The 22727-nt window shown below is 43.1% G+C and carries 22 protein-coding genes and 1 other RNA gene; 11 read left to right on the forward strand and 12 right to left on the reverse strand.

Annotation, left to right across the window (positions count from 1 at the left end):
• Positions 1-234: 234 nt before the first annotated feature.
• The 4 genes from leuD to leuA are packed head-to-tail and all read right to left on the reverse strand — an operon-like array spanning position 235 to position 5019.
• The gene (leuD, locus tag B5D54_RS07740; RefSeq protein ID WP_078925967.1) at positions 235-837 is read right to left on the reverse strand and encodes a 3-isopropylmalate dehydratase small subunit; all 603 of its coding nucleotides are present in this window, start codon (positions 835-837) and stop codon (positions 235-237) included.
• Positions 838-854: 17 nt separating this feature from the next.
• Complete coding sequence (gene leuC, locus B5D54_RS07745) at positions 855-2261, reverse strand: 3-isopropylmalate dehydratase large subunit (RefSeq protein WP_078926146.1); 1407 nt, start codon at positions 2259-2261, stop codon at positions 855-857.
• A 57-nt stretch (positions 2262-2318) separates the two neighbouring features.
• Entirely contained in the window at positions 2319-3410 is a 1092-nt protein-coding gene (leuB, locus tag B5D54_RS07750; RefSeq protein WP_078925968.1) for a 3-isopropylmalate dehydrogenase, read from the reverse strand.
• Positions 3411-3468: 58 nt separating this feature from the next.
• Positions 3469-5019, reverse strand: coding sequence for a 2-isopropylmalate synthase (leuA, locus tag B5D54_RS07755; RefSeq protein ID WP_078925969.1), 1551 nt, complete (start codon positions 5017-5019; stop codon positions 3469-3471).
• A 464-nt stretch (positions 5020-5483) separates the two neighbouring features.
• Here leuA and B5D54_RS07760 point away from each other — a divergent pair, with 464 nt between their 5' ends.
• The 6 genes from B5D54_RS07760 (at position 5484) to ilvN (ending at position 12994) form a co-directional block, all read left to right on the forward strand.
• Positions 5484-6017 carry a phosphatase PAP2 family protein gene (locus B5D54_RS07760; protein ID WP_078925970.1) on the forward strand — a complete coding sequence of 178 codons (534 nt, stop codon included), beginning with the start codon at positions 5484-5486 and terminating at the stop codon, positions 6015-6017.
• On the forward strand, positions 6014-7060 hold the full coding sequence (locus B5D54_RS07765) for an MJ1255/VC2487 family glycosyltransferase (RefSeq protein ID WP_078925971.1): 1047 nt from the start codon (positions 6014-6016) through the stop codon (positions 7058-7060). Before B5D54_RS07760 ends, B5D54_RS07765 begins: the two co-directional genes overlap by 4 nt.
• Positions 7061-7404: 344 nt before the next feature.
• Positions 7405-8367 carry a transcriptional regulator LeuO gene (gene leuO / locus B5D54_RS07770; protein ID WP_078925972.1) on the forward strand — a complete coding sequence of 321 codons (963 nt, stop codon included), beginning with the start codon at positions 7405-7407 and terminating at the stop codon, positions 8365-8367.
• A 179-nt stretch (positions 8368-8546) separates the two neighbouring features.
• A complete protein-coding gene (locus B5D54_RS07775; RefSeq protein WP_078925973.1) occupies positions 8547-10352 on the forward strand; it encodes an AMP-dependent synthetase/ligase in 1806 nt (601 codons plus the stop codon).
• 412 nt (positions 10353-10764) lie between these two features.
• The gene (locus B5D54_RS07780; RefSeq protein WP_139364776.1) at positions 10765-12498 is read left to right on the forward strand and encodes an acetolactate synthase 3 large subunit; all 1734 of its coding nucleotides are present in this window, start codon (positions 10765-10767) and stop codon (positions 12496-12498) included.
• A gap of 1 nt (position 12499) precedes the next feature.
• Positions 12500-12994, forward strand: a complete 495-nt coding sequence (ilvN, locus tag B5D54_RS07785; RefSeq protein WP_078925975.1) for an acetolactate synthase small subunit — start codon at positions 12500-12502, stop codon at positions 12992-12994.
• A gap of 77 nt (positions 12995-13071) precedes the next feature.
• Here the strand turns inward: ilvN and serA are convergent, their stop codons facing one another.
• The 5 genes from serA to zapA all read right to left on the reverse strand — a co-directional run bounded on the left by serA (position 13072) and on the right by zapA (position 16419).
• Positions 13072-14301, reverse strand: coding sequence for a phosphoglycerate dehydrogenase (serA, locus tag B5D54_RS07790; protein ID WP_078925976.1), 1230 nt, complete (start codon positions 14299-14301; stop codon positions 13072-13074).
• A 253-nt stretch (positions 14302-14554) separates the two neighbouring features.
• A complete protein-coding gene (rpiA, locus tag B5D54_RS07795; protein ID WP_078925977.1) occupies positions 14555-15211 on the reverse strand; it encodes a ribose-5-phosphate isomerase RpiA in 657 nt (218 codons plus the stop codon).
• A gap of 118 nt (positions 15212-15329) precedes the next feature.
• A complete protein-coding gene (locus B5D54_RS07800; protein WP_078925978.1) occupies positions 15330-15920 on the reverse strand; it encodes a 5-formyltetrahydrofolate cyclo-ligase in 591 nt (196 codons plus the stop codon).
• 6 nt (positions 15921-15926) lie between these two features.
• A non-coding RNA gene (gene ssrS / locus B5D54_RS07805) (6S RNA) lies at positions 15927-16110 on the reverse strand.
• Between the two features lie 3 nt (positions 16111-16113).
• The gene (gene zapA / locus B5D54_RS07810) at positions 16114-16419 is read right to left on the reverse strand and encodes a cell division protein ZapA (protein ID WP_078925979.1); all 306 of its coding nucleotides are present in this window, start codon (positions 16417-16419) and stop codon (positions 16114-16116) included.
• A gap of 229 nt (positions 16420-16648) precedes the next feature.
• On the opposite strand from zapA, the gene B5D54_RS07815 reads away from it, so the two are divergent.
• From B5D54_RS07815 to B5D54_RS07825, 3 genes are read left to right on the forward strand one after another with little or no spacing between them, the layout of a single operon-like run.
• Positions 16649-17221 carry a YecA/YgfB family protein gene (locus tag B5D54_RS07815; protein ID WP_078926147.1) on the forward strand — a complete coding sequence of 191 codons (573 nt, stop codon included), beginning with the start codon at positions 16649-16651 and terminating at the stop codon, positions 17219-17221.
• 8 nt (positions 17222-17229) lie between these two features.
• A complete protein-coding gene (gene ubiH, locus B5D54_RS07820; RefSeq protein WP_078925980.1) occupies positions 17230-18417 on the forward strand; it encodes a 2-octaprenyl-6-methoxyphenyl hydroxylase in 1188 nt (395 codons plus the stop codon).
• Between the two features lie 13 nt (positions 18418-18430).
• Complete coding sequence (locus B5D54_RS07825; RefSeq protein ID WP_078925981.1) at positions 18431-19663, forward strand: FAD-dependent 2-octaprenylphenol hydroxylase; 1233 nt, start codon at positions 18431-18433, stop codon at positions 19661-19663.
• A 60-nt stretch (positions 19664-19723) separates the two neighbouring features.
• On the opposite strand, the gene B5D54_RS07830 is transcribed toward B5D54_RS07825, so the two are convergent.
• From B5D54_RS07830 to ygfZ, 3 genes are all read right to left on the reverse strand, one after another.
• A complete protein-coding gene (locus B5D54_RS07830) occupies positions 19724-19930 on the reverse strand; it encodes a DUF1107 domain-containing protein (protein ID WP_078925982.1) in 207 nt (68 codons plus the stop codon).
• A gap of 539 nt (positions 19931-20469) precedes the next feature.
• Entirely contained in the window at positions 20470-20982 is a 513-nt protein-coding gene (locus tag B5D54_RS07840; RefSeq protein WP_078925984.1) for an aminoacyl-tRNA deacylase, read from the reverse strand.
• Positions 20975-21946, reverse strand: coding sequence for a tRNA-modifying protein YgfZ (ygfZ, locus tag B5D54_RS07845; protein ID WP_078925985.1), 972 nt, complete (start codon positions 21944-21946; stop codon positions 20975-20977). Before ygfZ ends, B5D54_RS07840 begins: the two co-directional genes overlap by 8 nt.
• 147 nt (positions 21947-22093) lie before the next feature.
• On the opposite strand from ygfZ, the gene B5D54_RS07850 reads away from it, so the two are divergent.
• Both B5D54_RS07850 and B5D54_RS07855 read left to right on the forward strand, forming a co-directional pair.
• Positions 22094-22354: an FAD assembly factor SdhE gene (locus B5D54_RS07850; protein WP_078925986.1), complete on the forward strand. Its 261-nt coding sequence runs from the start codon at positions 22094-22096 to the stop codon at positions 22352-22354.
• On the forward strand, positions 22323-22727 hold the full coding sequence (locus B5D54_RS07855) for a protein YgfX (protein WP_139364775.1): 405 nt from the start codon (positions 22323-22325) through the stop codon (positions 22725-22727). The genes B5D54_RS07850 and B5D54_RS07855 overlap by 32 nt, the downstream gene beginning before the upstream one ends.

Here is a 22727-nt window from a genome sequence, read left to right on the forward strand (position 1 = left end):
CGATGGTAGTGTGGGGTTTCCCCATGTGAGAGTAGGACATCGCCAGGTTTATTTACCAAGCCCTTGCAGTTTATGCAGGGGCTTTTTACTTATATTCCTCAAGAAAATTAAGAAAATCTAGATTTTGATTACCCTATCTGTCTGTACCTTCCAAAAATATCCCATGCGTTGTACATAATTAAAATTTTATATGGATACATAAAAGGGCTACCTTTGGGTAGCCCTTATGATTCTTCATTTTAAAAAGCGGGGTATACTTGCTTCATAAGTGGCGATTTTACTTTCATGCTGCAGTGTTAAGCCAATATTATCTAGACCGTTTAGCAAGCAATGGCGACGAAATTCATCTATTTCAAATTGATAGGTTTTGCCGTTTGCATTAACGTTCAATGATTCAAGATCAACGGTAATTTGTGCTCCTTCATGTGTTTGTACAAACAGAAAAAGTTCATCAACTTCTTGGTCTGTTAAACGAACGGGAACCATCTGGTTGTTGATTGAGTTACCATAGAAGATGTCGGCAAAGCTTGGTGCGATCATGACCTTAATTCCATAGTCAGCGAGAGCCCATGGCGCATGTTCGCGTGAAGAGCCGCACCCAAAGTTTTCACGAGCAAGCAAAATACTTGCTCCTTGGTAACGAGGTTTATTCATCACAAAATCTGGGTTAGGTTGCTGACCTTCATCATCTAAAAATCGCCAATCATGGAAAAGGTGTTTACCAAATCCTATGCGATTTACTTTTTGTAAAAACTGTTTTGGTATGATGGCATCTGTATCGACATTCGCAGCATCAAGAGGTACGACTAAGCCTGTATGAGTTTGGAAACCTGACATATTTCTTTCCTCTTAAATTAGTTGAATTGACGAATATCGACAAAATGCCCAGCTATGGCGGCAGCAGCGGCCATGGCTGGACTCACCAAGTGAGTTCGACCCGCTCGACCTTGTCTTCCTTCAAAGTTTCGGTTTGATGTGGATGCGCAGCGTTCACCTGGGCCTAATCGGTCATTATTCATCGCTAAGCACATTGAGCAACCGGGTAAGCGCCATTCAAAACCGGCATCAATGAAAATTTGATCTAATCCTTCGGCTTCTGCTTGGGCTTTTACTTGTTCAGAACCCGGTACGATCAGAGCTTGCACGTGGGGCGCTACTTTTCTGCCTTTGGCTACTGCTGCAGCTGCGCGGATATCCTCGATTCGGGAGTTAGTACAAGAGCCAACAAAGACTTTGTCCACTTGATAATCAGACAAGGATTTTCCTGCTTCTAGGCCCATATAGGCCAGTGCCTTTTCTGCAGATGCTTTCTCAACGGGATCGCTAAAGCTATCAGGTGAAGGGATTTTTTCATCAACCGCAATAACTTGCCCAGGGTTAGTGCCCCAAGTTACTTGAGGCTTGATCTCTGTAGCATCAAGAGTGACAACTGCATCATATTCAGCGTTTGGATCGGTGACGAGAGTTTTCCAATAGGCCACAGCGGCTTCAAAATCATCGCCTTGAGGAGCAAATTTGCGTCCTTTAATATAATTAAAGGTGGTTTCATCTGGTGCGATCAGGCCGGCTTTCGCACCAAGTTCAATTGCCATATTACAGACGGTCATTCGACCTTCCATGGAGAGATCTTTGATCGCTTCACCACAAAATTCAACAACATAGCCTGTACCACCTGCTGCAGTCGTTTTACCTATGATGGCCAACACGATATCTTTAGCGGTAATACCAGGGGAAACTTTGCCTTTGACTTCAATTTTCATGGTTTTAGCGCGAGCTTGCTTCAGTGTTTGGGTTGCTAGCACATGTTCAACTTCTGAAGTACCAATACCAAACGCAAGTGAGCCAAATGCTCCGTGTGTTGCGGTATGAGAGTCACCACAAACAATCGTCATTCCTGGTAGAGTAATACCGAGCTCTGGTCCCATGACATGAACAATACCTTGATATTTATGGTTTAAATCATAAAGGGTGACTCCAAATTCTGCACAGTTTTTGGCGAGTGTTTCCATTTGGATTCGTGCCATTTCACCAGAGGCATTGATATCTTTGGTAGTGGTTGATACGTTGTGATCCATTGTGGCGAACGTTTTCTCCACTTGGCGAACTTTCCGTCCTTTTTCTCGTAAACCATCAAAGGCTTGAGGAGAGGTGACTTCATGGACTAGGTGACGATCAATATACAGAATCGGGTTTTCACCTGCTGCGGCAACGACCACATGAGCGTCATAAATTTTTTCGTATAAGGTTTTTGCTTTTGACATTGCTTCTTCCTTGAGCTCAATGAGCCAATTGGAGCCGATCATTGTCGGCTCTAAAAACTATGAGTTTAGAATATATTGTGCGATAACATCGCCCATTTCAGAGGTTGATAGTGCAGGCTTTCCACTAGTGAGATCGCCTGTCAATTGCCCAGCTTCAAGCGCTTGGCTAACGGCTTTTTCAATTGATTGTGCGGCTTGTTCTTCACCTAAACTATAACGTAGCATAAGCGCTGCCGAGAGAATTTGTGCGACAGGATTTGCGATGTTTTTTCCTGCTATGTCGGGGGCACTGCCACCTGCTGGTTCATATAATCCAAATTTGCTTTCGTTGATGCTAGCAGAAGGTAACATGCCCATTGAACCGGTGATCATCGCACACTCATCGGAGAGAATATCACCGAAGATATTGGAGCAAAGCATGACATCAAATTGAGCAGGATCTTTGATTAATTGCATCGTTGCATTATCGATATACATATGTGATAGCTCGATATCTGGATATTCGTTGCTTATTTCTGTTACGACTTCGCGCCATAAAATCGAACTTTGCAATACGTTAGCTTTATCGATAGAGCAGACTTTTTGGCGACGTAAGCGAGCCGATTCAAAGGCGATACGAGCGATTCGTTCGATTTCAAAGCGGTGATAGACTTCAGTATCAAAGGCTTTTTCATTCGCCCCTTCTCCTTCGCGCCCTTTGGGTTGGCCGAAATAAATTCCCCCCGTTAATTCGCGCACAACGACAATATCAAAACCTCGAGCAGAAATATCCGCACGTAGTGGTGAAAAAGCTTCTAATCCACGATGAATTTTTGCAGGGCGCAAATTACAAAATAGTTGGAAATGTTTACGTAATGGCAGTAGAGCGCCACGCTCAGGTTGATCATTCGGTGGTAAATGTTCCCACTTCGGTCCACCAACAGAGCCAAATAAAACCGCATCGGCTTGTTCGCAAGCCTGCAAAGTTGAATCTGGAAGTGGACAACCATGATTATCGATGGCGATGCCACCTACATCATGTTCTTCACGTGTAAAGGTTAATGCATATTTCTGTTCAATCGCATCCAGCACTTTATGAGCTTGCTGCATGACTTCTGGGCCAATGCCATCACCGGGTAAAACGGCGATCCGGTAATTTTTACTCGTCATAGTCGTCCTTCTCTTATTTCTTATTTCTTATTTCAATTGTGTTTGCTAACGCTAAATTTTATACGGTAGCGATTTTTTTATTCTGCTTTATCTCGGCAATTTGATCAGCTCGATGAATACTGTTAATGACATGAAGTAAAGCTTGCCCTGATGCTTCAACTATATCAGTCGAAACACCCGTACCATGATATTTTCGGCCTTTATAGTTAGCGATAATATCCGCTTGGCCTAATCCATCTTCACCTTCTCCTTTTGCGGTGAGGTCAAATTTATCCAAAACGATGTTATAACCCGTGACACGATAAATACATTGGTAAAGAGCGTCGACAGGACCATTTCCTACGGCGGCCTCGCATTTCTCTTCCTCACCACATTGCAGCTTAATGGTTGTGGTTGCCATGATGCTACCTGACTGTACGCTAAGGTAGTTTAACTTATAAAAATCATCTTCTTCACGTAGATTTGAGAAGTGCATTAATGCTTCTAGATCATAATCAAAGACTTGACCTTTACGATCAGCCAGCTTTAGAAAATCTTCATATAGCGCATCAAGATTATATTCATTTTCGTTATAACCCATTGAATCCATATGGCTCTTAACAGCAGCTCGGCCGCTGCGACTGGTTAAGTTGAGTGCCTGGTTTTTTAGGCCAATCGATTCTGGCGTGATGATTTCATAAGTGTTTTTATTCTTTAATACGCCGTCTTGATGAATCCCCGATGAGTGGCTAAAGGCATTTGATCCAACAATGGCTTTATTACTTTGAATGGGCATGTTGCACAGTTGGCTGACCAACTTACTGGTTCGGCTGATCTCTTGATGCCGGATGTTGGTTTGAACACCCAATAGGTCTTGGCGAGTTTTTAAGATCATGGCCACTTCTTCTAGAGCGCAGTTACCAGCACGTTCACCAATGCCATTAATGGTCCCTTCTACCTGGCGTGCCCCTGCTTGAATCGCTGCGATGGAGTTAGCGACCGACATCCCCAAATCATCATGACAGTGGACTGAAATGATGGCTTTATCAATATTAGGCACTCGGTTAAACAGGGTTTGGATGATGCCACCAAATTCACTTGGGACGGTATAACCAACGGTATCAGGAATATTAATGGTGGAGGCTCCGGCATTAATTGCGGCTTCAACCATCCGGCATAAGTTATCAATGGGTGTTCTTCCTGCATCTTCACAAGAGAACTCAACATCATCGGTATAGTTACGAGCATGCTTAACAGCGTGAATGGCCATCTCTACAACATCGTCATAGCTGCGGCGTAGCTTATCTTGAACGTGGATGGTAGAGGTTGAGATAAAGGTGTGAATCCGAAACGCCTCTGCCACTTTTAATGCTTCTGCTGCGGCATCGATGTCTTTCTCTACCGCTCGAGAAAGGGCACAAATTCGGCTGTTTTTAATATGTTTAGCAATCGTTTGAACGGATTCAAAATCCCCGGGAGAGGAAACGGGAAAACCGGCTTCAATCACATCGATTCCTAGTCGTTCAAGAGCATAGGCGATTTGTAGTTTTTCTCTCACCGTAAGGCTAGCAGACAATGCCTGTTCACCATCACGTAATGTTGTATCGAATATAATAACTTGATCGCTCATATTAGCTCCCTGATTTCGACAGTTAATCGTTTACTTCCTGAATATACTTATAAAAAAACCCGCATCTCGATGCGGGTTCTATGTAAACTTGTGTGTTATTTTTCTTCCACAATCTACCCGCGCGAATGGTTCACGATAAGGAGTAGGCCCAGCAGGAGAGAAAAACGTGATGTCATCAGTAACATTCCACACTATTAAGTTAACAAATTAGTACCGCACTCAACCTGACACGTCAACCATTAAGTTGATTTTTTATTCATATTGGATTTGTTTTTCTGGAAAGCAAGAAACTTATTTCTTATCTGATAGATACATAAAGGTTTATATAAAATGATAATGATTATCTATCTATTTGATTAATAATGGATTGCTTAAATTCATAGATTCACAAAGAAACAGTCACAGATCTGTCATCTCTCTTACTTATGTTGAAGGGGTTGAACCCAAGCAAGGAGAGGGGATGCATGCGTGCCATTGAACCGATTGCTAAGTTAGATTTAGCTTTTTCTGTTTTTTGTTTACACCATAAGTTTAATCAACCTATCGCCAGAGTCAGCAAAGCGATATCTCATACTGGCGATGGGCATCTATATCTACTGTTTGGGCTGCTTGCTTGGGTAGGTGATAGCCTAAATGGCGTAACTTTTTTAATCACAGGAGTGATTGCATTTGCAATCGAGTTACCTCTGTATTGGGGGCTTAAAAATAGTTTTCAGCGCCGTCGACCAGAAGAGTTCTCACCACTATTAACTGCATTTATCACCCCATCTGACCGATATAGTTTACCTTCAGGGCATACGGCTGCCGCTTTTTTGATGGCCTTCGTGATTGGCCATTTTTATCCCCCGTTGTCTTTTCTGGCTTTATTATGGGCCGGTTTTATTGGTACCGCTCGAATCTTACTTGGTGTGCATTTTCTCACGGATGTCATTATTGGTGCGTTACTAGGCACCAGTTGCGCCATGTTAGCGCTCTTTTTTATGGAGGGAGGGATATGAGAATTCTATATGGCGTTCAAGGGACAGGAAATGGTCATATTACTCGAGCCAGAGCAATGAGTCAGGCATTTTCACAACGTAATATTCCGGTCGATTTTTTGTTTTCTGGAAGAGAGAAAACCGATTATTTTTCTATGGAGTGTTTTGGTGATTTTCATGTTCGGCGCGGGTTAAGTTTTGTTACTGAGCGGGGGGAAGTGCATTATTTGAAAACCGTAATGCAAACTAATCTTTGGGCTTTTTTTCAGGAAGTGAGGGGATTAGACCTTACGGGGTACGATTTGGTTATTAATGATTTTGAACCTGTTAGTGCGTGGGCGGCGCGGCACCAAGGAGTACCTTGTATCAGTTTAAGTCATCAAAATGCATTTCGTTATTCAGTACCGCTTAAAGGGGCAACTTGGCTTGATAAAACGATTTTGCAGTACTTTGCCCCTGCTGATTATCATTTAGCTCTCCACTGGTATCATTTTAATCAATCGATTCTTCCTCCTATTGTTCAGACCCAATCCTCATCCGTGGGAAATGAACGTTTCATCTTAGTGTATCTTCCTTTTGAAGAAATAAGGCAAGTTTGTGATTTGCTAACTCGTTTTTCTCATCATCAATTTGTTTTCTATCACCCTCAGGTGGTAAAAGAACAAATGGTCGAAAATATTGAGTTGAAGCCTTTATGTCATCGTTCTTTCCAGCATCATTTACATCGTTGTAGTGGCGTGATTGCCAATGGAGGCTTTGAACTGCCTTCTGAAGCTTTATCGCTCGGTAAAAAGTTACTACTAAAGCCTCTTTTTGGTCAGTTTGAGCAGCAGAGTAATGTTGCCACACTAGAGCTATTAGGATTAGCCAGTAGTATGGATTTCTTAGATGCCTCTGCGATAAGTCGATGGCTTAATGAATACTATGCTGAACGAGTGAATTATCCGGATGTTGCTAGTGCTGTGGCAGACTGGGTGATCAAGGGCGAATGGAACGACCATTCTGAGCTATGTAACCTATTATGGCAGCAAGTTGACTTTCCTAGTTACGCTGTCATTAATTAGCTGAAAAATATATTATCCACCCACTCTTATCTTTGTTGTGAATATTAGGTTTTGCCTATACGCGCATTCATTTGTCTCGTCAATGTTTTGTAAAAACCGCTATAAAAATATTTTTTATCTTTTTTTATAAAAAGCCAATATTTTGAAATATATTGGTTTTTTTTATAATTGGGTAAAATTTACTGACTTTTTATCAATCGTGTTGATATTCAATGAATGAATGGTTGATAGTACAACTCAGCCAGAAACCATCTGGATAATAAATAATTCAGTTTTCTCTTCGTTACTCTGATTTGAACCTATCACCAGTGGCGAATTGAACAATAAAAAAAGAGGCGTACTTAATGCTTAACAATAAAAAAGATCCGATAAGCGCGATTGCAAGCTATCGTATGGAAAGCACTTTACGAAGTGTCGATTTGAACCTGCTCACCGTGTTTGATGCGGTAATGCAAGAGCAAAATATTACTCGAGCTGCTCATAATTTGGGTATGTCTCAACCCGCCGTTAGTAATGCGGTTGCTCGGCTAAAAGTCATGTTTAATGATGAGCTTTTTATGCGCCAAGGTCGTGGTATTCAGCCGACTCAGCGTGCTCGTCAATTGTTCGGCCCAATTCGCCAAGCTTTGCAATTAATTCGTAACGAGCTACCCAGTTCAGTGTTTTCTCCTGAAAGTTCAACACGTTTATTTAAATTGGCGATTTGTAGCCCTTGTGATATTCGGTTTGCACCAAAAATTATGGCAAGCATTCATGAACAGGCCCCTCATGTGCAATTGCATTTAGATGCAGAGTTTGATCGAAAATTAGCTGAACGTATGCGTTATCAGGAAATTGATTTCGTGATTGATTATGCTCGGTTTGATGAACAAGGTTTTTCTAGTACTGAAATTTTCCAAGATGAGCTGGTGGTCGTGGCTGCGAAGTCACACCCGAGAATTCAAGGTGAAATCACTCGTGAAGTTTTAGCCAATGAGCAACATGCTAAATTATCGAAAGTTCATGGGCAACGCAGCTTCTCTGAGCAAGCGTACCGCGATCTTGATTGTCATCCGAGCTATGAAGGTACCAGTTTAAGCAATGTACTTTATGTGGTCGGGCAGTCTGAATTAGTGACCATTGCTCCTCGTTGGATGGTTGAACATGCGGCGAATAAAGAGCAGTTACAAATTCTGGCCTTCCCATTTGAAAATGCCTGCATTAATGGCTACCTAAGCTGGCATGAATCTAGCGAGAAAGATAAGGGCCACATTTGGTTGCGAGATCAACTGATGGTGACTTGTGGCGAAGTCGTTGCTCTGAAGTAACACTTATTCGTACTTTACTTTGACCTTAGGTTAGGGAAAGTTCTGACCTAAGGTTTTTTTATTTTTGTCGCACTGAGATTTTGTAAAAGTTTGATACGGGTCAGTTGTCTTTTGACATCTTGAATGTACACTTGTGCGCTCAAAATACAGCTTACAAGTGTAAGCCACAGGTAAGAGAAATGGTCAATTTAGATTTTCATATTGTCAAATGCATTAAAGAGCAAGTCTCTCTTGGCGGAAATCGCATAGCGTTACGACATAAAGTAGATAACGAGTGGCAAGGGATCAGTTGGCATGAATTTGGCCAGCAAATTGATCTGGTCTCTTTAGCCCTATTATCGTTTGGACTGGGCATTCAAGATAAAATTGGCATTTTTTCCTCTAACATGCCGAAATGGACGATTGCTGATTTTGCGGCGTTACAAGCCAGATTAGTCACGGTGCCTATTTACCCCACCAATACACCAGATCAATCGGCTTATATTTTACAAAATGCTGATGTAAAAATTCTGTTTGTGGGGGATCAACCACAATATGATGCGGCATTGTCGATTTTTGAACAGTGTGAACAACTGCAATTGATTGTGGTTATGAATGATCAGGTTGATCTGAAAGGGTTTGTGCACGCCTTCTCTTGGGATGATTTTATTGCACAAGGCTCCGCTCTCCAAGAAGCAGAGTTAACTGCGCGTTTGGCGGCTGCAAATTATGATGATCTTTATACCTTGATTTACACCTCGGGTACGACAGGGCAACCTAAAGGGGTCATGATCGATTATCGAAATATTGGCGCTCAATTGGAAGGGCATGATCAACGACTAAACCTGTCTAGTCAGGATATCTCTTTGTGCTTTTTGCCACTTTCCCATGTTTTTGAACGGGCTTGGACCTGCTATGTTCTCTATAAAGGGGCCACCAATTGTTATTTGCAAGAGGTTGGGTTAGTTCGAGAAGCATTGTCAGAAATCCGCCCAACGGTGATGTGTGCGGTGCCGCGTTTTTATGAAAAAATCTTCTCTGCCATACATGAAAAAGTAGCGAAAGCCCCATTTCATCGTAAAGCTTTGTTTACTTGGGCGGTGAACATGGGAGCGAAGATGGCGTTATGCAAACAACAAAAACGTCAGCCATCGTTTTTGTTGCAGCACAGCTATGGTTTGGCAGATAAATTAGTTTTATCGAAACTGCGTGGATTACTTGGCGGCCGAATTCACTTTATGCCTTGTGGTGGTGCTAAATTAGATGAAACGATTGGACGCTTTTTCCATGCGATTGGCATTAACGTCAAGCTTGGGTATGGCATGACCGAAACGACCGCTACGATCTCTTGTTGGGATGATCATGTTTTTAACCCTGATTCCATTGGGTTATCCATGCCGGGTGTTCAAGTGAAAATCGGCGCGAATAACGAAATTTTAGTGCGTGGACCTATGGTCATGCGTGGTTACTATAAAATGCCAGAAGAAACAGAGCAAAGCTTTGATGAACATGGATTTTTAAAAACCGGGGATGCTGGGCACATTGATGAACAGGGTAACCTATTTATCACGGATCGCATTAAAGAGTTAATGAAGACATCAGGCGGAAAATACATAGCGCCGCAAGTGGTAGAAGGGGCGATCGGTAAAGATCATTTTATCGAACAGATCGCCGTGATTGCCGATACTCGTAAATTTGTTTCAGCGCTGATCGTTCCTTGTTTTGATACGCTTGAATCGTATGCCAAAGAGTTGAATATCAAATATCATGATCGGATAGAATTACTAAAACATAGTCAAATCATTGAGTTATTTGAAAAACGAGTCAATGAACTTCAGAAAGGGTTAGCGAAGTTTGAGCAAGTGAAGAGATTTAAACTCTTGCCAAAAGCGTTTTCTATGGATGAAGGGGAGCTCACACCAACACAAAAGCTGCGCCGCAAAGTGATTAATGATCGATATCAGCAAGAAATCGATGAAATGTATCACGATAAACCCAAAGATTAACAGTTTTTCTATTCCATCGTTCAATGGTTAATGATTTCTCATTGCCTTGTTCGATGGTTTACTCTCTGAAAACCGATGCATTCCCCCCTTATACTCTTTTTGTCATAAAATATTTCTCTTTTTTTTCATAACTTAATTGTTTTTATCACTGGTTCTAAGTGTTTGTCTGGTATTGAATCCTCTCTATCGGTTTTTTTCCTTATATTGTTAAAAAATGTGCGGTTTGAGTGGTTAGACCGATGAAAAATAAAGGGGTAAAGTTGTTGCGTTACCTTGCACTGGTTATGACTGGTGCAGGACATAGCCGAAAGCGGAGTGTTTTCGAATTAGGCTACGAATAAGCCCTAGACTATGTAAGACCTAGCTCATCCACTGACCTTGTGGTGAGAAAAGGTAAGGAGAAAAAATGACAATGTTACCCAGTACAGAAATGTTATCGGGTGCAGAGATGGTGGTTCAATCTCTGATCGAAGAAGGCGTAGAACAGATTTTTGGCTATCCTGGTGGATCGGTTCTTGATATCTATGACGCTTTGCACGAAAAAACCGATAAAATTAAACATGTCCTCGTTCGTCACGAACAAGCCGCAACCCATATGGCCGATGGTTATGCCCGAGCGACAGGGAAACCTGGCGTTGTGTTGGTTTGCTCAGGCCCAGGCGCTACCAATACCGTGACTGGTATTGCTACGGCCTATATGGATTCCATTCCCATGATTGTGATTTCTGGTAACGTTGCTACTAATTTAATTGGTAATGATGCTTTTCAGGAATGCGATATTGTTGGAGTGTCTCGACCTATCGTCAAACATAGCTTTTTAGTGAAAGATGCTCAGGATATTCCTGAAACCATTAAAAAAGCTTTTTATATTGCCTCAACGGGGCGTCCTGGCCCGGTCGTTATCGACCTTCCTAAAGATGTGATGAACCCGCTGATAAAGTTTCCTTATCAGTACCCAGAAACGATTAAAATGCGCTCCTATAATCCCACCACTTCTGGGCATAAAGGGCAAATTAAGAAAGGGTTAAAAGCACTATTAGCAGCAAAAAAACCAGTGTTGTACATTGGTGGTGGTGCGATCATTTCACACGCGGATAAGCACATTCGCCAACTTGCGGAGGCATTAAATCTGCCTGTTGTGAGTACACTGATGGGGCTGGGAGCTTTCCCGGGCACGCATAAAAATTTCCTTGGTATGCTAGGAATGCATGGCGTCTATGAAGCTAATATGGCGATGCATAATGCTGATTTGATCTTTGGTGTTGGGGTTCGTTTTGATGATCGTACCACCAATAACCTAGAAAAATACTGTCCGAATGCCAAAGTGATGCAGATTGATATTGATCCCTCTTCGATCTCTAAGAATGTCAAAGTGGATTTACCCATTGTGGGTTCTGCTGATCAGGTGTTAGAAACCATGCTTAAGTTGCTCGAAGAGCAAGCTGAAGGAAATGATAGCCAAGCTTTAGAACTGTGGTGGAATGACATCCAAGGCTGGCGTGAGCGTCAATGCTTGAGTTATGAGAAATCGGCTGAGCGAATTAAGCCTCAGCAAGTCATTGAAACCTTATTTAAGTTAACTAAAGGTCAAGCTTATGTTGCTTCAGATGTAGGCCAACATCAGATGTTTGCTGCGCTCTATTATCCTTTTGATAAGCCTCGTCAGTGGATCAATTCAGGTGGCCTAGGCACGATGGGTTTTGGTTTACCTGCTGGAATGGGAGTGAAGTTTGCTTTACCTGATGAAGAAGTTGTAGTCGTGACAGGAGATGGCAGTATTCAAATGAATATTCAAGAGCTTTCTACGGCACTGCAATATGATATTCCGGTGAAAATTATTAACTTAAACAACCGTTTCTTAGGAATGGTGAAACAGTGGCAGGATATTATTTATCAAGGGCGTCACTCTAACTCTTATATGAGTTCTGTCCCTGATTTTGCTGCGATTGCTGAAGCTTATGGGCATGTGGGGATCCGAATTACGAAGCCCAGTGAATTAGAAGCAGGATTACAACGAGCTTTGGATATGAAAGACCGTTTGGTGTTTGTTGATATCAATGTTGATGAAACAGAGCATGTCTATCCGATGCAGATCAAAGGCGAGGGAATGGACAAAATGTGGCTAAGCAAAACGGAGAGAACTTAATATGAGATACATTATTTCATTATTACTAGAAAACCAGCCAGGTGCATTATCGCGTGTGGTGGGCTTGTTCTCTCAACGTGGCTATAACATTGAAACACTCAATGTTTCTCCGACGGACGATGAAACCTTGTCACGGTTAACGATCACTACCACTTCAGATGAAATGCAACTAGAACAGATCCAAAAACAGCTGCATAAGCTCATTGATGTGTTAAAAGTGCAGGAAGTCTCGGAATTTGAACATATTGAGCGAGAACTGATGCTGGTCAAAGTCAAAGCCAGTGGTTTTGCTCGAGCGGAAGTGAAACGGACCGCAGATATTTTTCGTGGGCAAATTGTGGATGTCACTTCGGCTCAATATACTGTTCAGTTAACGGGGACCAGTGATAAATTGGATGCTTTTATTGATGCTATTTCTGAAATTACAGATGTGATTGAAGTCGCTCGAAGCGGTGTGGTTGGAATGACGCGAGGAGAGCGAGCCTTACGCGGCTAATCACGGTTATTTCCTCTTATCCATAAATAAAAAACCAGCCCATAATAGCGGCTGGTTTTTTGTTACACGCATTAAGCTTAGTGCAAAATACGGGCACGGATAGTACCATCAATGCTCTTCAACTTAGCGAGTGCTTCTTCCGAACGGGCCGTTTCAACTTCAATCACCACATATCCAATGCTTGCATTGGTTTGCAAGTATTGTGCAGCCACGTTAATGCCATCTTGAGCAAAAATCGTGTTGATTTGGGTCAGAATACCTGGGCGGTTCTCATGAATGTGCAGCAAACGCGAACAGTCACGATGTTGTGGTAGCGATACCTCAGGGAAGTTGACACTAGAGAGTGTTGATCCATTATCGGAGTATTTAGCCAGTTTTCCTGCCACTTCAATTCCAATATTTTCTTGCGCTTCTTGAGTTGAGCCACCAACATGAGGAGTCAGTAGTACATTATCAAACTCGATAAGCGGGGATTCAAAGGCTTCTTTGTTTGAACCCGGTTCGACAGGGAAAACATCGACAGCGGCACCGGCAATGTGTCCTGAGGCTAATGCATCACAGAGTGCGGGGATATCAACCACGGTTCCACGTGCAGCATTAATAAAGATAGAACCTGGCTTCATACGAGCAAACTCTTCTTTACCCATCATATTCTTAGTTTCAGGTGTTTCTGGGACATGTAAGGAGATGACATCACATTTGTTAAGCAACTCGCTCATGGTGTGGACTTGAGTCGCGTTGCCTAATGAAAGTTTATTTTCTATGTCATAAAAATAAACACGCATCCCTAAGTTTTCAGCAATGATGCCTAACTGTGTACCAATGTGCCCATAACCGATGATCCCTAAACATTTTCCCCGTGCTTCATAGGAGTTATCGGCACTTTTTTTCCAGATCCCACGATGAGCAAGAGCATTTTTTTCAGGAATACCACGAAGAAGGAGAAGAATTTCTCCTAATACCAGCTCTGCCACGCTTCGAGTATTGGAAAATGGAGCATTAAATACCGGAATGCCTCGCTTAGCGGCCGCATCAAGGTTTACTTGGTTGGTTCCAATACAGAAACAGCCGATCGCAACGAGTTTATTGGCTGCGTTGATGACTTTTTCGGTTAAATTGGTGCGTGAGCGAATACCGATAAAATGCACATCTTGGATGGCTTCGATAAGTTCAGCTTCTTCTAAAGAACCTTTGTGGTACTCAATATTGCTATAGCCAGCAGCTTGCAAAACTTCTACTGATGATGGATGGAGTCCTTCAAGGAGTAGGATCTTGATTTTGTCTTTTTCCAGTGAAACTTTGGCCATTATTCTCGTCCTTAAATATGGAATGGTGGGCTAATAAAGCAAACATCAAGTAAAACGTCGATTATTTGACTTGTTTTATTTAACGCAAACGTTTTCCTTTTGTTACTTCACCTCATTAAACTAACAAATATTTTGTCATTTGGGTAAGGAAATTACGTAATAAGAAATAATTTTCTTATAGAAAAAGAGCAAAAAACGGCACTTGGAGTACCGTTTGTCATCAACTAACAGAAAAATAGAGATTTTATCAATCTTATTCTTCGATTTTCGCACCTTGTGCCGTGCCCGTGATAACCACATCGGCTCCACGATGAGCAAATAAACCATTCGTCACAACACCTGTGATGGCGTTGATCTGGCTTTCTAATGCTTTAGGATCGTTAATGTGTAAGTTGTGGACATCAAGAATAATATTGCCGTTATCTGTCACTACACCTTCACGATAGATAGGGCTGCCACCTAATTTGGTCAGTTCTCGGGTCACATAAGCGCGAGCCATGGGAATGACTTCCACTGGGAGAGGAAACTGGCCTAAAACCTCAACGGCTTTGGTGTCATCGACGATACAGATAAATTTGTTGGCAATAGCTGCGACAATTTTTTCACGAGTCAGGGCGGCGCCACCACCTTTGATCATGGATCTCTCTGGATTGATTTCATCCGCCCCATCAACATAAATGTCTAACTGCTCAATCTCATTGCAGTCGTAGATTTTGATACCAAGCGCTTGGAGTTTTTCGGTAGAAGCGATAGAACTGGATACCGCACCTTTAAGGTCATCTTTGATAGAACCGAGTGCATCGATGAAGTGATTGACCGTTGAACCGGTTCCGACGCCAACAATACTGCCTTTCTCTACGTATTTTAGTGCAGCCCAACCGGCGGCTTTTTTCATCTCATCTTGAGTCATGCCTATCTCCTGATCATGGTTTAATGAGTTAATGCGTGTGCGGGCGCGATTATATACTCAAAAAACCGACAGATGTACTGGTGAAGGTGACTATTCACTTAGATAGAGAGAACGAACTTCACGCTTTCCACTGCCAAGAGCGAGTGGGTGTGACAATTTTGGGGAGTGGGATGTCCCAACTTTCGGTGGGTAATGTTTCAACATATTGGCAATCATGCGCTAACCCTATCGGTTTGGCTCCCTGTCCGGTAGTAAACCATGTAGAAAGTGTTCGATCATAGTAGCCTCCGCCCATGCCAAGCCGATGCCCTTGTGCATCAAAAGCCACCAGTGGTGTACAGATAAGGTCCAACTCTTTAACCGGTTTGACTAACTGTTTATTTAATTTAGGCTCAATAATCCCGTATTGGTTGTAAGTCATCGGAGTATCAAATTGGTAATGCAAAAAGAGTAGGTGCCCTTTAGAAAACGGGTGCAACACGGGAAGGTAGATGGATTTTCCTTGTGTCCATAACCATTCAATGAGAGGCATTGTATCGAGCTCGCCATCGGTTGAAAGGTATAAGGCAATGTGCTGGCTGTGCTTGAATTCCACTTGCTGTGCAGCATTGTGGATTAAATCTTGGCTTGCCTGGAATTGTATTTCACTGGGCAATTGATTGCGTCGTTGGCGGATATGTTGACGAAGATCTTGACGAGTCTGTGACATAGATTAGGGAACCCCAGAGTGCCGTTGAGGATTGAGGCCCTTGAACCAGCTGGTTCAAGGCGGATTAGCAATGGCTACCGTAGGCTTCTCGGTACGAGCCGAGCTTGCTCAATAGCGACCAAATACTAACCCTTTGGTGTTGCTTATCGGCTCAGGGACTGACATCCACTGACGAACACTCCAGGGTAAAACTTTAGCTACCTTGCTGTACTTTATTAAGTGCGGCTTGCAACGACGTCGTGAGTTCATCTACTCGTTGATTCAATTGCAACTGCTGTTCATTTTGTTTTTGCCGCTCAGTTTGTAATTCGTAGCAAATATTCAATGCTGCAATGGTAAGTAACTTAACCTCATTGGTTACCTTAGTACGTTCAGCCATATCTTTCAATCGTTGATCAAGATCTTGTGCGGCACGTATCAAAGAGCTTTCTTGTCCACTGGGACAATTTACTCGGGTTACTTTGCCTAATATTTCTACGTCAACCGCTTGATTACTCATGATAAGTGAACTCTATTCGCGTAACTAAAGAGGGAGGCAATGGCCAAACCATCGAAGGGCAAACTATAGGTAAAGCGCTACTAAGATTCAAGCTTTTCACACGGATAAGCATGAATTGGTGCATAAAAAACTACTTATTAGGCAATTTGCACAAAAGCTGGTCATATGGGCGTTTTCGGTTAATCGCTGAAGTGGTAGGATGGCGTTTATTTACCAAGATGAAGTGATTATGAGTGAAGCGACTTTTCCCAGTTATAACCAATTAGCCAGTGATCTACAGTCGGCCTCGTTGGGAATTAATCCAGCCGAGCTGCATGGGTTATTAGCGGGAATGTTAACGGGAGGATTAAGCGTTGATGATTCGAGTTGGCAACCGTTGATTTTTGATTATACCAATGATGGCATGGGATGGCCTACGCAAGCACTCGAACAAGCAAAGCAGTTGTTTTTAGCCACTCATCGTGAATTAGTGAGTCGTGATTTTAAACTAACGCTGTTAGTTCCGGTAAACCACGATGGTGAAGCCTTGTTCCAGTTTGCCGATGGTGTGGTTGATTGGGTTAATCACTTTATTTCTGGGCTGGGTTTGGCTGCTGTTCATCTAACGGGAGCGTCTGCGGAGGCGAAAGAAGCGTTACAAGACTTAGAAGAAATCGCCAAATTAGCCATTGATGAAGACGATGATCTACAACAGCAAGCTCTGTTGTTAGAACAAGTGATTGAGCACATCAAAGCGTGTGTTTTTACTTTGCATATTGAGTTCAGTAAGCCTGAACCTGTAACTAAGCCGATAATTCATTAAGTGAGGTGATGGTGAGGGACGAGCAATCTTTTGATGTCATTATTGCCGGCGGAGCAATGGCGGGGGCGACATTGGCTCTGGCATTAAATGCTTTGAGCCAAGGAACCTTATCTATTGCTGTGATTGAAGCCTTTCAGGTTGAACATCATGATCATCCCGGGTTTGATGCTCGCTCGATTGCCCTTTCTTATGGTACGGTTAGTCTATTAGAACAGTGGGGGTTATGGGATGATATGCGTTCTCTCGCTACCGCTATCACGGATATTCATGTTTCTGACCGTTCTCATGCGGGTATGACAGAAATTCACGCTCAATCACTTAAACTGGATGCGTTGGGCTATGTGGTTGAGTTGGCGCGAGTGGGTGGCTTATACGCTGAAAAAATGGCGCAATGTTCAAACATTACTCAGTATTGTCCAGTCAGTGTTACTCATATCTCTCGCACATTAGAGTCGGTTTCGGTGACGTTGTCGGATCAATCTATTATCGTCGGGAAACTGTTAGTTGCCGCCGATGGTACGATGTCGACGTGTTGTGAAAAATTGGGTTTTCCGTTGCAAGAGCAGGATTTTCATCAGGTAGCAATCATTGCCAATGTGCAAACGAATCAACGTCATCAAGGTCGGGCTTTTGAGCGTTTTACTTCTTCAGGTCCCTTAGCTTTACTTCCGATGAGTGAAAACCGGTTATCGCTGGTTTGGTGTCTTTCTGCTTCTGATGCGCAGCAAATCATGCAAATGGATGATTCCCGATTTCTGGCACAATTACAGCAAGATTTTGGTTGGCGTTTAGGGCGCTTTATTCAAGTGGGCGAACGCAGTCGCTACCCATTATTGCTTCGGTATCGAGAGAATATGATCTCCCACCGTTTTGCGATGGTGGGCAATGCTGCGCAAACCTTGCATCCGATTGCTGGGCAAGGGTTCAATTTGGGTATCCGAGATATTGCCAGCTTGGCAGAGGAGATCACTCGTGGTGATTCGGTTGGGGATTACCAAGCATTGAACCGTTTTCGGCTGCGTCGAGAAGCAGATCGCCGTTCGACGATCCAATTGACGTCTGCATTGGTCCATCTCTTTTCTAATGATTGGCCGACGCTTCGTATTGGCCGTAATCTCGGTTTAGCGGCAATGGACAGCGTTCCATTTTTAAACATGCCCTTACTTCAGCGCACCCTAGGTGTGGTGAATCGGTAAAAGGTACAAATTTATGATGAAAAGTGTGGATATTGCCATTGTTGGCGGCGGAATGGTTGGGCTTGCGCTTGCGGCAGCATTCAAAGATTCTGATTTGAGAATTGCGGCCATTGAAAGCCATATTCCGAAAGCGGGGCTTGACCCGCTTCCTGATGTCCGCGTTTCCGCATTGAGCCGTGCTAGCGAAACAATGTTGAAAAATTTGAACGCTTGGGACGGGATCATAAAGCGCCGTGCTTCGCCTTATCAAGCGATGGAAGTTTGGGAGCAAGACAGTTTTGCTCACATTGAGTTTACTGCTCAGCAGCTGACCCAGCCTAATCTGGGGCATATTGTTGAAAATAGAGTGATTCAATTAGCGTTACTGGATCAAGTTAAACAGCAAGCCAATGTAAGCTTGTTTATGCCCGCTCAATGCCAAAATCTTGCCATGGGCGAAAGTGAAGCTTGGCTCACGTTAAGCAATGGTCAGTCATTGACTGCGAAGCTGGTAGTTGGGGCTGATGGTGCCAATTCTTGGGTTCGCCGCCAAATCGATATCCCGCTTACTCACTGGGATTACGGACACAGTGCTCTAGTGGCGAATATTTGTACTCGTGAGCCTCATAACGGGGTAGCAAGGCAGATCTTTACTCCGCAAGGTCCATTAGCTTTTCTTCCTCTGTCTGATCCGCAGATGAGCTCTATTGTGTGGTCAACGGAACCTAGCCGAGCTGAGCGCTTAGTGGCTATGGAGGTGTCGATGTTTAATCAAACTCTTACCGCAGAGTTTGATGGGCGACTTGGTTTATGTGAACTTGTTGGGCAACGTTATTCGATTCCATTAAAAGCGCGTTATGCTCGTGATTTTATCAGTGAGCGTATTGCTTTAGTGGGCGATGCTGCTCACACCATCCATCCACTCGCTGGGCAAGGGGTTAACCTAGGTTTGTTAGATGCGGCGAGTTTAGCGCAAGAAGTGCTGGCGGCATGGCAGCAAGGTTTAGACATTGGCCATCCGAGACACTTACGTTATTACGAGCGTTGGCGAAAAGCAGAAGCCGCCAAAATGATTGCGGCAATGCAAGGATTTAAAGATTTATTTGCTGGAAGCAATCCTGCGAAAAAATTGATTCGCGGGATTGGAATGCGTCTTGCGGGGCAGTTTCCCGGCGTAAGAGAAGAAATAATGCTGCATGCCTTGGGATTAAAGGGTGAGTTACCCGAGTTAGCGAAAAAGCAAGCGACAGCTTATGAACACGGGTGATCTTCTGACTAAACAAAACAGGGTTGGCTAATGCCAACCCTGTTTTGTTTTCAATCTTGATCAAGCATAAGCACAGCGTAAACGTCGGATCTCTTGGTTGACTTCATTGACGGTTTGATAATGCCGCTGTTCTGCACGTTCTGGAAGAATGAGTTTTCCATTATCAAATTCAAATTTTCCCACACCATAGATATAGATTCTTCCTTTAAAAAGACGACTTACGTGTTTAGCAATCATACTGGGGGTATAGCGCTTAAACAATCTCATACTTCGATCCTTTTTGTTGTCCTTATTTCACTTAGTGTAAGGTAAATCGCTAGGTGATACTGTGATTTAACCAGATATATCCAAAGTGATAGTTAATTTTTTTAGTGATTTGTGCTGTCATCGGCAAACTTAGCGACTCTGAAATATGGAAGCTTTCTCGACATAATCACCGCTTCATCGTTCATTCACCAAGACAATGAGGTGAAGGGAGCAATTGAAGCGGCCCTTATTAAGCCAAATCAATGTGACAGTTTTAAGAATAGCGGAAGTAAAAGGAAATGGGTAATGATGATGTTAGTGTTTTGTAAAAAAAAGCCCACAGAAATTTGTGGGCAAAATTAGTCACAGATGCATTACACAAAAAGTGGATATCCTGAAATAATCAGCGATACACTTTTTATTGGTTAAAATAGGCAAGATTCAAGTCTTGCTTTATGTTAACCAACAACTGAAGAGTAAACTAAAACAAATGAATCGACTATTTATGTTTTTAATTTGATTAAAAATTCATTAAGAAAGTGAAGGAAATTTGCAGTTAATCACGATGTTTTGTTATCGATTACATTATTTTCAACCACGGTTCGCTGAATATGGGCAAACATAGGCTGACACAGCTGAACTAAATCTTGCACTGATAAAGCAATCCCAGCGAAGGGAGAGCCACTGCTGATGGTGACGGTTGAGTGCTGTAAAATGGCATGATCAAACAGGATAGGCATCGCTGTTTTCAGGCACAGTGGGGTGACTGTGCCAACCGAATATCCAGTAAAGTACTCAACTTGAGCGCGATCGACACAGGTCATACGTCGCCATTCTAGTACTTGACGCACTTTCTTAGGGTCGACGGAACAATCGCCAGGAGTGCAGGCCAACGCAAGGCGATCTCCCATATCACGCAGTAGTATGGTTTTGACCATTTGACAGGCAAGAATTCCACGCTGGTGTGCGGTTTCCTCTATGGTTGTCGTGGCCGTTTTATGCGGCAGTAGCTGGTAGGCAATATTGTGCTTTTCTAGATACTGCGTGATTGGGGTAGAGAACGGCTTATTCATCATCTAATGCATAAGGTAATGGGCGTATTGACCAGCGAGTTTCAGGTTGTTCGGTTAGCCTTAGTTTAGTTTCTGGTTCAAGGTTATTGGGGAGGATAATTAACCCCATTGCTGTTTGGTCTGCAAAATTGTAATGAGCCATGAGCGTTCCGGCATTGCGCCAGTTTTCACCAACGGCTCGTTCCAATGAATATGGTTTGCCTTGGCTGAGAGGCTGCTGAGTGTTGCCTTGTACGATATACATTGCCCGCTTGTTCATTCCACGGTATTTGGCTCGGGCGACGGTTTCTTGCCCGGTATAACAGCCTTTTGTAAAGCTGATCCCACCCAGTGCTTGTAAGTTCAATGCTTGTGGAATATGTGCATTCTGTTCGCTGTTTTCAACAATCGGCTGCGCTTGTTGAATATCAAAATAGGTCCACATAGCCGCATCCACTTTGCTTGCTGTACAGTTATTGAACCATTCCTCCGCCGCCGACTCTTCTAACAACAACAACCAGCGTTGGTCATCGATTTTGACCGCACTCCCTGAGGGTAACGGCCGAACGTTTTCTCGGCTAGAGGTGAATTGATTGATCAAGTCCTCAGCACCCGTTCCCATGATACCAAGAGCGACATCTGAACTTTCTTTAATTTCAACTTTGGAAAAAATGGCGTATTTTTTCAATTCACGTAGCTCTGCTTCAATCGCCGATTGAGGTTGAAACATGGCATAGCCATTACGATGATGAAACAGACGAAAAGCCGACCATACTTTTCCCTTTGCATCACAGTGTGCACCCCAACAGCTTTCTCCAACCGCTAAGCTCACCACATTACAAGTTACTTGCCCTTGTAGATAAGCTTTTTTGTCGGTTCCTGATAGTTCAATGGCTCCCCAATGGGGTAAATGACTGACCATCAATTCTGGCAGAGGATCATTGCTGTTTATATGTAGAGTTTTCAATGTGTTTTTCCCGTTCATATCCTTCACCTAAGTGAGATGCTTTCCATTATGTTAATCTGGATCAACTTTTTTGTCAGCTTGAACAGGGACTGTGACCAAGCTACTGGTTGAATTAGACATTGGTTGTTACACTTGGCGCAAATAAACATAAGGTGAGGAAAGCCAATGTACACTGCGGAAGAGAAAGCTCGCATCAAATGGGCATGCCGACGTGGAATGCTTGAACTTGATGTGGTTATCATGCCGTTTTTTGAAGAGTGTTTTGAGTCATTAAACGAGTCAGAGCAGAAAGATTTTGTCTCGTTACTTGAATGTGATGATCCCGACCTTTTTACTTGGATTATGGGACATGGTCGCTCCGAAAACCTAGGCCATGCCGCGATGGTAGACAAAATTGTCGCACATAATCTTAGCAAGGTCCGTTAAGCTTTATTTACAGCCTTCTTTTCTTGCCCATATCATCGCCTTCTCCCTGCTGGCGGTCTTGGTATGGGCGATATTGGTTTCCCCCATTCCGTTAGTTGTGAGCATCGTGATGTTCGCTCTTTTGTTCTCTTATCCATTATTGAGTTGGATTCCTGCATCTTTACAAGGTGAAGTCGACATTGATTGTTCAGGAAAATTACGTGTTGGTGAACAGGATTTTGTTTTCCAACAGGTCGACTTTCTCTATCAGCCTATTTTTTTGAGGATTCAAGGGCGGGGAAAATGCTGGTTATTGTGGCGAGATAGCTGTTCTGAGCATGATTACCGACAGTTATTGGTAAAATTAAAACGGGAGCAGTATTGCTCCCGTTGA

This window comes from Vibrio cincinnatiensis DSM 19608 (assembly GCF_900167345.1).
Lineage (GTDB): Bacteria > Pseudomonadota > Gammaproteobacteria > Enterobacterales > Vibrionaceae > Vibrio > Vibrio cincinnatiensis.

Coding starts and splice junctions, on each gene's coding strand:
- B5D54_RS07800 (WP_078925978.1), bottom strand. CDS start 15,920: ATGTCACAGACTCGTCAAGATCTTCGTCAACATATCCGCCAACGACGC.
- zapA (WP_078925979.1), bottom strand. CDS start 16,419: ATGAGTAATCAAGCGGTTGACGTAGAAATATTAGGCAAAGTAACCCGA.
- ilvN (WP_078925975.1), top strand. CDS start 12,500: ATGAGATACATTATTTCATTATTACTAGAAAACCAGCCAGGTGCATTA.
- B5D54_RS07840 (WP_078925984.1), bottom strand. CDS start 20,982: ATGAATAAGCCGTTCTCTACCCCAATCACGCAGTATCTAGAAAAGCAC.
- B5D54_RS07760 (WP_078925970.1), top strand. CDS start 5,484: ATGCGTGCCATTGAACCGATTGCTAAGTTAGATTTAGCTTTTTCTGTT.
- B5D54_RS07780 (WP_139364776.1), top strand. CDS start 10,765: ATGTTACCCAGTACAGAAATGTTATCGGGTGCAGAGATGGTGGTTCAA.
- ygfZ (WP_078925985.1), bottom strand. CDS start 21,946: ATGAACGGGAAAAACACATTGAAAACTCTACATATAAACAGCAATGAT.
- B5D54_RS07765 (WP_078925971.1), top strand. CDS start 6,014: ATGAGAATTCTATATGGCGTTCAAGGGACAGGAAATGGTCATATTACT.
- B5D54_RS07830 (WP_078925982.1), bottom strand. CDS start 19,930: ATGAGATTGTTTAAGCGCTATACCCCCAGTATGATTGCTAAACACGTA.
- serA (WP_078925976.1), bottom strand. CDS start 14,301: ATGGCCAAAGTTTCACTGGAAAAAGACAAAATCAAGATCCTACTCCTT.
- B5D54_RS07775 (WP_078925973.1), top strand. CDS start 8,547: ATGGTCAATTTAGATTTTCATATTGTCAAATGCATTAAAGAGCAAGTC.
- B5D54_RS07815 (WP_078926147.1), top strand. CDS start 16,649: ATGAGTGAAGCGACTTTTCCCAGTTATAACCAATTAGCCAGTGATCTA.
- leuB (WP_078925968.1), bottom strand. CDS start 3,410: ATGACGAGTAAAAATTACCGGATCGCCGTTTTACCCGGTGATGGCATT.
- leuC (WP_078926146.1), bottom strand. CDS start 2,261: ATGTCAAAAGCAAAAACCTTATACGAAAAAATTTATGACGCTCATGTG.
- ubiH (WP_078925980.1), top strand. CDS start 17,230: ATGGTGAGGGACGAGCAATCTTTTGATGTCATTATTGCCGGCGGAGCA.
- B5D54_RS07850 (WP_078925986.1), top strand. CDS start 22,094: ATGTACACTGCGGAAGAGAAAGCTCGCATCAAATGGGCATGCCGACGT.
- B5D54_RS07825 (WP_078925981.1), top strand. CDS start 18,431: ATGATGAAAAGTGTGGATATTGCCATTGTTGGCGGCGGAATGGTTGGG.
- leuD (WP_078925967.1), bottom strand. CDS start 837: ATGTCAGGTTTCCAAACTCATACAGGCTTAGTCGTACCTCTTGATGCT.
- rpiA (WP_078925977.1), bottom strand. CDS start 15,211: ATGACTCAAGATGAGATGAAAAAAGCCGCCGGTTGGGCTGCACTAAAA.
- leuA (WP_078925969.1), bottom strand. CDS start 5,019: ATGAGCGATCAAGTTATTATATTCGATACAACATTACGTGATGGTGAA.
- leuO (WP_078925972.1), top strand. CDS start 7,405: ATGCTTAACAATAAAAAAGATCCGATAAGCGCGATTGCAAGCTATCGT.